We start from the raw sequence: 12,865 nt of genomic DNA, 5'->3' as shown, positions 1-12,865 counted from the left end.
TTGAGAACCTGCCGGGATACTACTCATATTAAATAAGCAAATCGATGAAGAAAATAGGTTTTTTATCATTCGGGCATTGGTCTGACCATCCCACCTACCAAACGCGTACCGGGGGCGATACCTTACTGCAATCCATTGATTTATCTGTGGCAGCAGAAGAAATAGGTTTGGATGGCGCGTATTTCCGTGTGCATCATTTTGCACGTCAGCTGGCATCGCCATTTCCCCTGCTTGCTGCAATCGGGGCAAAAACAACTAAAATAGAGATCGGAACAGGTGTTATCGATATGCGCTATGAAAATCCGCTTTATATGGCAGAAGATGCGGGCGCTGCTGACCTGATTTCAGAAGGTCGCCTGCAGCTTGGTATTAGCCGCGGATCGCCCGAGCAGGTAATCGAAGGCTGGCGTTACTTCGGTTATGCGCCTGAAGATGGTGAAACCGATGCAGATATGGGCCGTAAGAAAGCCCTGGTATTTTTGGATAAATTAAAAGGCGATGGGTTTGCCGAGCCAAATCCTTATCCCATGTTCCCGAACCCACCCGGCCTGCTACGCCTGGAGCCCTATTCGAATGGACTGCGTGAACGCATCTGGTGGGGTGCTGCCTCTAATGCAACTGCTGTATGGGCGGCAGAAAATGCCATGAACCTGCAAAGTTCTACCTTAAAGTTTGATGAAAGTGGTAAACCTTTTCATATCCAGCAGGCCGAACAAATTAGGTTGTACAAGGAAGCATGGAAAAACGCCGGTCACCAGCGCGAACCAAGGGTTTCGGTAAGCCGGTCGATTTTTGCACTGGTTAATGATCAGGACAGGTACTACTTCGGACAGCAGGGAAAAGGCGCCGATAGCTTTGGCTACATCGAAGCCGATAAACGTGCTGTTTTTGGCAAGAGTTATGCAGCTGAACCTGATCAGCTTATTAAAGAACTGAAAAACGATGAGGCTATACAGGAAGCAGATACGTTGTTGCTTACTATACCGAATACTTTAGGAGTAGATTACAATATCCATGTGCTATCGGCTATTTTAGAACATGTTGCTCCAGAATTGGGCTGGAGATAAAAGGTTTATTGCCATTGGTTTAAAAACAGCATCATTAACCGGGATTTTGAGGAGGCCTGTTTTGTATGAAACCGGTCCAATTGCAAGTCTCTTAAACAATAGTTTAAATGGATGATCCGAAGTGAAATCAGGATCATCCATTTTAGTTCTTCGCTTAAGCTACCTCAATATGCAACTTATTCAGCTTAAGGATATTATGGGTAATATGGCTTGAATGTCAATTCCAGCCAGAACCAGTAGGAGAAGCGTTCGGTAGCATCCCGGGCAGATCGTAAATTAGTGATCTCATAATTTGCCGGTATCTTAATTTCCTGGTATTTTAATACCTGTTTTTCTTTTAACATTGCAGTTTCACTTTCCGTCCCGTCGCTATAAACAAAGTTGATGGACTTTAAAGGGGCAAGGCCGATATAAGGCTGCGAATAATAAAACCGTAACGCAACAAGTTCTTTATCAGGATCAACCTTGATGGTTTTTGTTTTATCGCCACCAATTTTGGTTGCCCGCTGCCCGTCATGACTTTCAAAGTTCACCTGGAAACTGTCCATGCTGTCACCGAAATTGTAGATAATTTCCTTAATTTTTCCAGATTTCTGGCTCTCATTTGCCGGACGCAATGGGCGCAGTTCGTTTTCGTTGCCTGGTGAAAAGGGGCCTATGGTAATTTTATTAAAAGCCGGATCAATGGCCGGAGGTACTGATTCTGAACCGGGCATCAGGCGGTTGGTATAAAAAAAGGAGGCGTATGACTGCGCAAAATCGGCCATCCAGAAAGACATCCAGCCTTCTTTAATTTTTAGCAGTTCTTCCTTCCTGTAATCTTTGCCATCAACGAACCTGTAGCTCTTCTTAAATGACCTTTTCCCGAAGGTGTCGTTTATTTCGATATCGGTGTCTTTAATCAGTTTGCCTGTGGTAATACTTTCGTAAACAATCTGAGAAGCACGCCATTCTATCAGCGCAGGAATCTGTTCGTTAAAAAACGACTGGTAGTTTTCTATCTGCCGCTGCAGATCAATTACCCAGGCATCATCAAACTCTCCGTAAAGTGCTTCTCCTGAATCAACCCTTTCTTTAAGTATGGCCAGGTGCACCAGCGAAAATGCAACGGTAAAGGGGATAAGTTTATGTTTATTTTTGGATTTAATCAGCTTGAAATACATTTCGGTGCACTTGCTGATGAGTGTATTGAGCTGCATGGCCTGCTCTGATTTATTTTTGGCCACCACGTAGGAAACCATGTCGCTTTTAATCGCCATGAGTTCGCTTCCATCGCGGGTGATTTCAAATTCCAGGATAGCAAGTTCAACCATTCTTGAAACATTTTCACTAACCTGCGCCCAGATATCAGCTTTCGCTTCCTGCCAGAAACTTTTGATTACGTAACTGATGGTACCTCCGATATAGGGTGCTTTGGCTGCCAGGGAAATGACGACTGTTCTTGCTTTGGATTCTCAGCTTGATTTGGGCGAAGGCGGGGGAAAGGGAAAAAAATCTTTGCCGGATAAAATCAGGCGTTCATAATCGGTAGGGACGGGTTTGAGCGTTGTGGACATAGCTATAAATAATTAAAGTTTTGTATTAATTCAGGTCAGGAGTGATCCTGGATATCGTTAATACCGGAAGGGATTGAGCGTTACCCAAGGGCTCTTGCCTATTGGGAGCCTAAAATATGAAAAATATCATATTGACGAAACGGACGGTTAAAAAAATAACAGAGATAAATCAGCGCATAAACCCGGATAGAAACAAGTGCCTCGGATTGGTTAATTGAGCAGAATTTCTATACCGGGCTGCGGCAATGTTCCTATTTATCATCTCTTCGGAAGTATGCCGAAAGAAAAGGTGCTGTTTTGCTCTCTTTGCATTTGATCAGTCCTTCAACCGGACCGCTATATAAAATTTTCCCTCCATTTTCACCTGCTCCCGGACCAATATCAATAACCCAGTCGCTTTGCGCAATAACCTGCATATCATGTTCAACCACCACAACGGTATTTCCGGCATCAGCCAGTTTGTTGAGCTGCACTAACAACCGTTCAACATCGGAGGGGTGAAGCCCTGTGGTGGGCTCATCGAGGACATACAGCGATGAGCCTTTCTGGCTTTTTTGCAGTTCGGTGGCCAGTTTAATGCGCTGTGCTTCGCCACCTGAGAGTTCTGTTGCCGCCTGTCCAAGCCTGAGGTAACCAAGTCCTACCTCCCGCACAATATCAAGCGCCCGGTAAACCGCAGGATCCTCATCAAAAAAATCACAGGCCTCATCTACGGTCATTTCCAGGATCTGGGCAATGTTTTTATCCTTATAGGTAACTTCAAGGGTTGCAGGATTATATCGTGATCCATTGCAGGTAGGGCAAGGAGTATATACACTGGGCAAAAACAGGAGTTCTACCATTACAAAACCTTCGCCAAGGCAGTGCGGGCACCTTCCTTTAGCTACGTTGAAAGAAAAACGACCGGCATCATACCTGCGTTTTCTGGCGAGCGCGGTTTCGGCAAATCGCTTTCGTACCTGATCGAACAAACCTGTGTAGGTTGCGAGGTTTGATCGTGGCGTACGCCCTATAGGTCGTTGGTCAACCACAACCAACCGGGTGATTTCTGCCAGGCCGCCTGATATTTTCCCCTCAACCGGTGCAATGGCTGTTGATTCCGGTCCTTCAACACGTTCTTCTCCGCTATCTGTTTTCTGTCCCAGGCCATCTGCAACCAACTCAACAAGAACCTGGCTAACCAGGCTGCTTTTCCCGGATCCGGATATTCCGGTAACGCAGGTGAGCACGCCCAGCGGGAAATCAACATCCACATTTTTCAGGTTATGACGGCATGCCCCTGAAATGCTCAATTGGCTTGTGGCTTTTCTTGGGGTACGGATGCCGGGAGTTTGATCATCAAATAAAAATGAAGCTGTAGTTGAATTGGTTATATTTTTTAAACCGTCCGGCGGGCCGCTGTAAAGAATCTGCCCTCCGTTTCCGCCGGCACCTGGTCCCACATCAACAATCCAGTCGGCATGTTTAATCACCTCGATCTCATGCTCTACCACAAAAATACTGTTTCCTGCATTTTTCAGTTTGTCCAGAATGCCTAAAAGTGCCATTGTATCTGAAGGATGAAGGCCGGCCGAGGGTTCATCCAGAACATAGATGACGCCAAAAAGATTTGAATGGACCTGGGTGGCGAGTCTTAACCGCTGAAGTTCTCCCGGAGATAAAGTTGGCGTGGTACGTTCCAGGCTCAGGTAACCAAGCCCGAGCTCCAGCATCACTTCGATCCGGGAAAGTATGTCTGCGCAGATCCGTTGCATTACAATCTGTTTCTCCGGCTGCGGGCCTTTTTGAAGAACTGAATATTTTTTGAAAATGACCGACAGCTCGGATAGGGATAATCCTGAAAGTACCGCAATATCTTTTCCGTCAAAACCCACCGAAAGTGATTCTTTTCTTAGTTTCTTGCCATGGCATAAAGGGCAGGAAGCGCTGATCATGTACTGGCTTACCCTTTTCTTCATCAGTTCAGACTGGCTTGAAGAAAATGTTTTGAGCACATAGGGCTTCGCACCGATGAAAGTACCCATGTAGTCTGGTGTCCTTTTGTTTTTTATGGCATTTGCCGTTTCCTGCGGAGTTAAACCCGGATAAACAGGCACTGTTGGAGTTTCCTCCGTAAAAAGTATCCATTCACGGTCTTTTGCCGGAAGATCTCTCCATGGAATATCGACATTGTACCCCATCGATACCAGTATGTCCCGCTGGTTTTGACCCTGCCAGGCAAGCGGCCATGAGGCAACCGCCCGTTCTCGAATCGTGAGGCCGGGATCAGGAACCATGGTTTTTTCAGTTACTTCAAAAACACTGCCCAGTCCGTGACATTCAGGACATGCGCCTTCTGGCGTATTCGCAGAAAATCCCTCTGCATAAATGATGGACTGGCCTTTTGGATAATCGCCTGCCCTCGAATATAACATGCGCAAGAGGTTGGATAAGGTAGTTACGCTTCCCACAGAGGAGCGCGTACTTGTGCCACCGCGCTGCTGCTGGAGTGCTACAGCGGGCGGAAGCCCGTCAATTGAGTCGACCTCTGGTACGCTCATCTGATTGAACAGCCTGCGGGCATATGGTGATACCGATTCAAGATACCGGCGCTGTGCCTCGGCATACAGCGTTCCAAACGCAAGTGAAGATTTCCCCGATCCTGATACTCCGGTAAAAACCACGAGCTGATCTCTCGGGATATCGAGACTGATATCTTTAAGGTTATGTTCTCTTGCACCGCGGACCCTGATCATATTCCCATTTTCTTTCCCTGCCATATTTCAATCATTTTATTTTATGCAACACCCAGGTGGCTGACTAGGTTTTACTAAAATGGATTTTACTGGTGAGTACCTTCCTCAAATTTCACCATCGATGGTATTGTTTAATTTTGGTAAGCAGGAAAAATCACTAAATTATGATATGTAGTGTAATATTTACATTAATGTATTGGGTAAAAGTCTGGTTGAGAAAGAAACAGTTTGGATGTTATTGAATCAAAATATGATATTTTCTCTACCGGAGTGGTCAATAAAGGCGAATTATTAATTTTATATTACAAAAGACATTGCTTACCTTTCGCAACTAAAAATCCCGTATGGAAAGTCAAGTCTAAAACCTTAACCGTTCATCTAATATGTCATTTAATACGCTGAAATTGCTACAAAAACAAAAAAAGAACATCCTTGAAACCTGGATGAAAAACCAACTCTCAGATGAGGGGCTGAGAGAAGACCTGATCAGCAATGAAGATCTTAGAACTCAGTCAGAAGAACTGATTTCTGCCTTGGTTGCTAATCTTTCAGGAGAGGACCTGGTTGACCTTGAAGGGGACAGCTGGAACCCGGTTATAGAAATATTAGGCGGTATAGCCATTACACGTGCCCGCCAGGGATTTTCCCCACGCGAAACAGGGAGGTTTGTACACACGTTAAAAGAGGCTTTACTTGAGGTATTGCAGCACGAAGTTGAGGATCCAAAGCAATTATTCGAGGAAAGCCTTAAAATAAACAGGGTTATGGATAACCTCAGTATTGTTACCTTCGAAACATTTATCAAAGGCAGGGAAGAAGTAATCCTCCGTCAAACCGACGAGATTGCAGAAATTTCAACTCCTGTAATCCGCGTATGGGATGGCATTTTAGCACTTCCGATAATCGGCACCCTTGACAGTTCACGTACCCAGGTAGTTATGGAAAACCTGCTTCAGGAAATTGTGGAGACAGGCTCGAGCATTGCCATCCTTGATATTTCGGGCGTACCGGCTGTAGATTCGCTTGTGGCCCAGCACCTGATTAAAACCGTTAGCGCAACCCGTTTAATGGGTGCAGAATGTATAATTAGTGGTATCAGACCGGAAATCGCACAAACCGTTGTTCACCTTGGTATAGATTTATCCAATATTATAACCAAAGCAACCCTGGCAAGTGCATTATCTTATGCATTTAAAGTGTTAAGGCTGGAGGTTCGTAAAAGCAGTTCTGTTCAAAAATCTAATAATTTATAAAAAATGGATAAAATTCCTATTCTTAGGATGGGAAACTTTCTGCTGGTAACCATTCAGGTTGACCTTTATGACAGGCTTGCGCTTGATCTTGAGGCTGACCTGGTTCAAATGGTGAATAAAACCAGTTCGAAAGGTGTACTGATTGATATTTCGGCAGTGTCCATAGTCGATTCCTTTATGGGGCGTATTATCGGCAACATTGCAAGCATGTCCAAAATCCTGGATGCTGAAACTGTGGTGGTGGGAATGCAGCCTGCTGTAGCCATAACGCTGATTGAGTTAGGATTGCCACTAAAAGGTGTGCATACCGCGCTTGATGTTGAAAGAGGGATGAACCTGCTAAAGTCTATGATAGGGGATGATCACGGGGACGAAGACGAAACCGATGATGATGATACTTTCACTGAGTAAAGATACCGTTCAGGTGCAAAGGGAACAGGATGTGGTTCTTTTGCGCAACAGGATCCGCGAGGCTGCCGTAAAAATTAAGATGGGTTTGGTTAACCAGACCAAGCTTATTACCGCTGCAAGTGAGCTGCTCAGGAATATGCTGCGTTACGGCGGTGGTGGCAACTGCCTGATCGAAGTAGTAACACGCGGACGCGACAATGGCGTAAGACTTACCTTTTCGGACAAGGGGCCGGGTATTGAAGATATTGCTGCAGCCATGCGGGATGGTTTTTCTACAGGAAAGAGCCTCGGGCTCGGACTTCCCGGGGCAAAGAGATTATGTAACGAATTTGATTTAAAGAGCAAGCCCGGTGAGGGGACAGTTGTGATGATATTAAAATGGGCAAATGGTTGATGCTACACATGTAAGCCTTCAGGCTAACGACAGAAGTTATTTTTCACTGCTAAAAAAGGAAATCCATCAGCGCTTGATGGATGCCGGAATGGAAGCGGGCAGGATTGCAGAGGTAGATATTATCGTTGCAGAAATGACCAGCAACCTGTTTAAATATGCAGATGAAGGAGAAATCCTCTTTGGTAATTTTAGTGAAAACGGAGTGCCATATGTCGAACTTATCAGTATAGACAGCGGACCGGGGATGCAGAATCCGTCAAGAATGATGATGGATGGTATTTCGACCAGCAATACCCTTGGTGCTGGTTTGGGAAGCATTAAGAGGCTTTCGGACACTTTCGATATTTATTCGCTTGCCGGCTGGGGCACCATTTTGCTAAGCCGGATTTACATAGGCGAACTTCCCGCCAGAACTGGCTTAACTGTTAGACCGATAGTGGTTAGCAAACCCGGCGAGAAAGTTAGCGGCGACGGATTTCTGTTGAAAACCAATGGTCTGGACCTTAAGCTTATGCTGGGAGACGGTTTAGGCCATGGTCCTGAGGCCAATAAGGCGGTAAATGAAGCGGCTGCGGCGTTCAGGGTATTTCCCCACAGCAGTCCGGTTGAAACCCTTCGCTTTATTCATTCTTCCATCCGCAAAACCCGGGGTATGGTTGCCAATGTCACCCATTACAACAGCGAAAAACGGGAATGGTCTTCCTCAGGGATCGGAAATATTGCAGCAAAGTGGATCGGGCCATCGGCATCCAAAAACCACATGTCATATAACGGAATTGTCGGGCACAATATCCCAACAACGATGAATGATCAAATTTATAGCACGGCCGAGTATAACCAGCTGGTTTTATGTTCAGATGGGATAAAAACAAGGTGGGAAATCACCAAATATCCCGGAATTTTAAAACATGATCCATCCATTTTAGCCGCATGTATTTATAAAGACCATGCGCGTAGGACCGATGATATGTCAGTTATAATCATTAAAGTTCGTTAATATGAAAGAAATCCTTGATATTTCCCTTGAAAATGAAATGGACCTGGTATTGGCGCACCGCCGTTCAATGCAGGTAGGCGAACAGCTTGGATTAACCGTTGCTACGCGTACAACATTTGCTACTGCAGTATCGGAGGTGGCTAGAACAGCTATCGAATACACCGATAACGGAAGGGTAAACATCATTATTTCCGGAAAATTTCCGCGTTATTCATTATATGCACATATTGTTTTCGATTCGGATCAGGTTTTCAGGGCCAGCGACGAAGGCTTTTTTTATGCCAAAAAACTGCTTCCCGATTTTACCTTTAATTCATCGGGAAATGCTTATGTAATCGAAATGGGCCTCGGGCTTCCCCGTTCACTTAAACTTGACGAACCAAAACTCGTTCTTTTGAAGGCTTATTTCGAAAACGCAGAGCCTTTAAATGCATACGAGGAGATTAAAAACAAAAATAGCCACCTTAACAGGCTTACCGGTGAGCAGGAAGAAGAAATCCGCATGCGCCGTGAACTTGATGAAAAGAAGAAAGAATTTATTTCCATTGCCAGTCATGAACTAAAAACTCCAATAACCGTGGTAAAGGCATATACCCAGATGCTAAAAAACCTGAAGGGTGAATATTCCGAAAGAGTATCAGGGGTACTGGATAAGCTTGACCTGCAGACAAGTAAACTGTCGCTTCTTGCCCAGCAGTTAATGGATGTGTCAAAAATTGAGAATGGCAGTCTGCAGTATGACCTGGTAGAAGTCGATCTGAACTCCTTTATAAAAGAGGCACTCGAAATCCTGTCGAATGTTCATATTGGAAACAAAATTAAGTTAACACTTGGCGAAAACTGCCGGATAAAGGCAGATCCGCTGCGCTTAGAGCAGGTGCTCACCAATCTGCTGGGAAACGCCGTAAAATATTCACCAAAAAATTCTGCCATTGAGGTGTTAACCAAACTTTCTCCTGACGGGAAAAACATAACAGTTACAGTTACAGACAGTGGGCTTGGCATGTCAAAAGAGGGTATAGAACGTATATTTGATAAATTTTACCGTTTGGAAGAGGTGAGCAATTCTCATCCGGGTCTGGGTATGGGCCTTTATATTACTTCAAAGATTATATCCGATCATGGCGGACGAATCTGGGTTGAGAGCGTACCGAATGAAGGATCATCTTTTTCTTTCGCTTTTCCTGTTTGTTAATAAATTATAGATCACATTATGGGATTGCAAATAGCCGGTAATCAATTATTTATGAATTAATACCGGCAACAGCTTATTTTAGCCGGTTTTCTATCTCCCCGATAATTTCATTGATCAGTGCAGCATGAAGTTCAGGGCCGCCATGTTGTAGTTGAAGGTCAATTTCAAAAAGTGCTATTTCTTCAGAGAGCTGCTCATAAGGCAATAGTTGCCAATCTTCGCCCGGGGGCCTCAATGCTCCCAGCACACGTCCTTCATGAACAATCTCAAAAACACCGTTTTCGAACTGGATGCTGATGGTTTCAGTTAAATTGCCCTGTTGTACCTGCATGCTAAAGGGACGCAGGTTAATTTTATGATGGTTTTGCATATTTATTTTTGCGCCGGATCTATAAAAGCAGCATTAAATTCCGGGTCAAGCTTTTTGTATAGTGTACCGGGTTCTGTAGTTACTATCAGTTCCAGCGTCGGGCCAATAATAAGCTCGAGCAAATGGCCGCCATGTACAATGCCATCGCTGGTGGCGGCACTAAAATGAGTATGGGCAACCGGTTTTCCATTGTACATGGCAATATCTCCAATAAAAGAAGTTACTTCTGCAGTGTCAATCGGGATCACCTTAAATTCTTTTCTTTTATAATCATACCATCCTGCTTTTGCAGAAACCGCATCCCCAATAGCCGTATAATGGGCAGAGGTAACCTTATATTGTTTCGCAAAATCGGTCAGGCCCGATACCACTTCATCCCCTTTAGAAAAAACAATCAGATAGGTGCTGCTCTTTCCGTTAGTATTGAGGAGTTTAACTTTCATTTTAGGAGCCTTTCCCGTTTCAACCGCTTTGGTTGGAGAAACATATTCCTGACCAGATACTTCAAGGGCCGACAGACCAGTTACCATCATCAGACAAATTTTTAAGAAATTGTTTTTCATGTTCAAGGTTTTATTAATTAAACCCTGTCAGCAGGCCGATTGTTTGCACCTTTAGAACTGAAATATGAGAAACCGGCAGATTTTGCCAGCGCCTTAATAAAACACACCGGTTGTTAATTTTACTGAACAAATCTTCTGTTTTCGATGTTCAAATAACGGGACAAGGGTAATCTTTGTCCCGCAGATCAATGTCATGGGCCACGCTATGATCTGGATTGAACCGGCCCGAAAATGAAAAACATATGCTTGAACAAAATCAAAAACCTTTAGAAAATCCGGCAAAAAAATATCCGGGACCACCATTTGCTAAGCAGCCACAGGAAGTACCCGGACTGGCTTCAAAAATGGATCCTGTTCCCGACCATGGTGAAGAAAGTTACAAGGGGAGTGGCAGGCTTTTGGGGCGTAAAGCACTAATTACCGGCGGCGATTCTGGTATTGGCCGTGCTGCCGCAATTGCTTATGCAAGGGAAGGTGCCGATGTAGTGATTAATTACCTTCCTCAGGAACAATCGGATGCTGATGAGGTGCTTGCATTAATTGCTGCAGCAGGAAGAAAAGGGTTCGGTATCCCCGGCGATATTACCATTGAATCTTTTTGCGAATCACTGGTTAAACAGGCTGAAGAAAAACTCGGCGGCATTGACATTCTGGTAAACAATGCCGGTCACCAGCAGGCAGTAGATTCGCTTCTGGATATCAGCACGGCAGACTTTGATGCAACGATGAAAACCAATATATATGCGCCATTCTGGATTACCAAAGCCGCCCTGCCTATACTGCCTGCAGGTGCTGTGATTATTGCTACCAGCTCTGTACAGGCTTATGATCCTTCCGAAAACCTGTTTGATTATTCACAAACAAAAGCGGCAAACGTAGCCTTTGTAAAATCTTTAGCCAAGCAATTGGGGCCTAAAGGAATCAGGGTAAACGGAGTAGCCCCCGGGCCGATATGGACGCCCTTACAAACCAGCGGCGGGCAGCCACAGGAAGCTATTGTAAAGTTTGGCGAAGTAACGCCTTTGGGCCGTCCCGGTCAGCCCGCAGAACTCGCATCAATTTATGTTCAGCTTGCAGATAATAATGCGAGTTACGCAACCGGACAAATTTATGGTTCGGCAGGTGGCAGTGGCCATCCTTAATCATCTTAAATGCTTAAAAAAAGCTTCTTCGGGCAGAAGGAGCTTTTTTTTTGACCCAATTTTGAAGCGTTTTGCCTGCCATTTGTTTGGCTCTGCTAGGATTTTTATTTTCAGACTACCGGCTGCACAACACTTGCTTTCCTGCTAAGGCCTGCTATGTTTCAGGTAAAATTTGTCAGATTCTAAACTATTCCGGGTATTTAATGTTGTCCTGGAAAATAACCAAATGAAAAAATCCTTAATGCTGTCCGCATTTTTAGTATTGTCAATCTTATGCTCCTTCGGACAGGAGATACCAAAATATTCCATTTTTAATCCGGTTCCACGTGCAATGCTGAGGGATATGGAGACAGACAGGCCAGATGTAACCGAATCGGCCAGAACCATAGATGCCGGTCATTTTCAATATGAAAGCGATCTTTTCCGGTTGGAAAGGCAGCATGGCGAAGAAGGTATTAAGGAAAGTTATTTTTTCAATCAGGCCAACTTAAAGTTTGGACTGTTAAAATCTACCGCTTTGCAGTTTATTGTTCAAAGTTATCAGGTTGACCGGGAAGTTTCTGAAGATGGTGAGAAGCATTTGAAACATGGCTTCGGTGATATTACCATACGTATTAAGCAAAATATGCTTGGCAACGACAAGGGAGATTTTGCAATAGCACTGCTTCCGTATCTAAAGTTTCCTACATCCGCGGCAGATAAGGAAAGCCGTTACGAAGGAGGTCTTATCATCCCCATGAACCTTAAGCTGAAACATGGTTGGACAATCGGGATGCAGTTGGAAGCCGACCGGCTTCAGGACGAACAGGGCAATGCACACCACACCGAATTCTTACAGACACTCACGCTCTCGCACGCCCTTGCCAGGCACCTGGATGCGATAGGAGAAACTTATTACACTTATGATCTTAAAGAAAAACAGTGGAACAATTACCTGAACGCGGCCCTTCAGTTTGAGCTGGCAAAAGATGTTAAAATTGATGGTGGCCTAAATTATGGATTACAGGAAGAGGCAAAGAAAAGTTACTTCTTGGGCGTATCATTCAGGCTTTAAACTGCGCAGATTTTAGGGCTCATAAAATGGATTTAGCGGAGGATGGCATACCTGCATTTTCATCACGGGAAGTTTGATTTAACATAAATGAAAATTATACATAACAATTTAAAACCTTCTTAAAAGGA

General features: G+C 44.5%; 12 protein-coding genes. 8 read left to right on the top strand and 4 right to left on the bottom strand.

What is annotated here, in order from left to right:
- Positions 1-44: 44 nt before the first annotated feature.
- Positions 45-1,067, top strand: a complete 1,023-nt coding sequence (locus tag ACTJKC_RS23770) for an LLM class flavin-dependent oxidoreductase (RefSeq protein WP_440795944.1) — start codon at positions 45-47, stop codon at positions 1,065-1,067.
- A gap of 194 nt (positions 1,068-1,261) precedes the next feature.
- On the opposite strand, the gene ACTJKC_RS23765 is transcribed toward ACTJKC_RS23770, so the two are convergent.
- Both ACTJKC_RS23765 and ACTJKC_RS23760 read right to left on the bottom strand, forming a co-directional pair.
- Complete coding sequence (locus tag ACTJKC_RS23765; RefSeq protein ID WP_440795942.1) at positions 1,262-2,380, bottom strand: hypothetical protein; 1,119 nt, start codon at positions 2,378-2,380, stop codon at positions 1,262-1,264.
- Positions 2,381-2,874: 494 nt separating this feature from the next.
- Positions 2,875-5,382 carry an excinuclease ABC subunit A gene (locus ACTJKC_RS23760; protein ID WP_440795940.1) on the bottom strand — a complete coding sequence of 836 codons (2,508 nt, stop codon included), beginning with the start codon at positions 5,380-5,382 and terminating at the stop codon, positions 2,875-2,877.
- A 359-nt stretch (positions 5,383-5,741) separates the two neighbouring features.
- Here ACTJKC_RS23760 and ACTJKC_RS23755 point away from each other — a divergent pair, with 359 nt between their 5' ends.
- The 5 genes from ACTJKC_RS23755 to ACTJKC_RS23735 are packed head-to-tail and all read left to right on the top strand — an operon-like array spanning position 5,742 to position 9,608.
- The gene (locus ACTJKC_RS23755; protein ID WP_344851948.1) at positions 5,742-6,611 is read left to right on the top strand and encodes an STAS domain-containing protein; all 870 of its coding nucleotides are present in this window, start codon (positions 5,742-5,744) and stop codon (positions 6,609-6,611) included.
- Positions 6,612-6,614: 3 nt separating this feature from the next.
- Entirely contained in the window at positions 6,615-7,022 is a 408-nt protein-coding gene (locus ACTJKC_RS23750; protein ID WP_025143602.1) for an STAS domain-containing protein, read from the top strand.
- Positions 6,997-7,416: an anti-sigma regulatory factor gene (locus ACTJKC_RS23745; RefSeq protein WP_240183039.1), complete on the top strand. Its 420-nt coding sequence runs from the start codon at positions 6,997-6,999 to the stop codon at positions 7,414-7,416. The genes ACTJKC_RS23750 and ACTJKC_RS23745 overlap by 26 nt, the downstream gene beginning before the upstream one ends.
- Positions 7,409-8,413 carry a serine/threonine protein kinase gene (locus ACTJKC_RS23740; protein WP_440795937.1) on the top strand — a complete coding sequence of 335 codons (1,005 nt, stop codon included), beginning with the start codon at positions 7,409-7,411 and terminating at the stop codon, positions 8,411-8,413. Before ACTJKC_RS23745 ends, ACTJKC_RS23740 begins: the two co-directional genes overlap by 8 nt.
- Position 8,414: 1 nt before the next feature.
- Entirely contained in the window at positions 8,415-9,608 is a 1,194-nt protein-coding gene (locus ACTJKC_RS23735; protein ID WP_344851950.1) for an ATP-binding protein, read from the top strand.
- Between the two features lie 73 nt (positions 9,609-9,681).
- Here the strand turns inward: ACTJKC_RS23735 and ACTJKC_RS23730 are convergent, their stop codons facing one another.
- Positions 9,682-9,978, bottom strand: a complete 297-nt coding sequence (locus ACTJKC_RS23730; RefSeq protein WP_440795935.1) for a hypothetical protein — start codon at positions 9,976-9,978, stop codon at positions 9,682-9,684.
- Between the two features lie 2 nt (positions 9,979-9,980).
- Complete coding sequence (locus tag ACTJKC_RS23725) at positions 9,981-10,541, bottom strand: PPC domain-containing DNA-binding protein (protein WP_440795933.1); 561 nt, start codon at positions 10,539-10,541, stop codon at positions 9,981-9,983.
- Between the two features lie 242 nt (positions 10,542-10,783).
- Between ACTJKC_RS23725 and ACTJKC_RS23720 the strand changes: the two genes are divergently transcribed.
- Together ACTJKC_RS23720 and ACTJKC_RS23715 are read left to right on the top strand one after the other, a co-directional pair.
- Entirely contained in the window at positions 10,784-11,683 is a 900-nt protein-coding gene (locus tag ACTJKC_RS23720; protein WP_440795931.1) for an SDR family oxidoreductase, read from the top strand.
- 226 nt (positions 11,684-11,909) lie between these two features.
- Positions 11,910-12,737, top strand: a complete 828-nt coding sequence (locus ACTJKC_RS23715; protein WP_440795929.1) for a transporter — start codon at positions 11,910-11,912, stop codon at positions 12,735-12,737.
- Positions 12,738-12,865 lie beyond the last annotated feature (128 nt).

The sequence above is a fragment of the Pedobacter sp. 22226 genome (assembly GCF_052045455.1).
Taxonomy (GTDB): Bacteria; Bacteroidota; Bacteroidia; order Sphingobacteriales; family Sphingobacteriaceae; genus Pedobacter; species Pedobacter jeongneungensis.
Note: the sequence above shows the minus strand (reverse complement) of the source record. Positions and strands in the feature narration are given on the sequence as shown.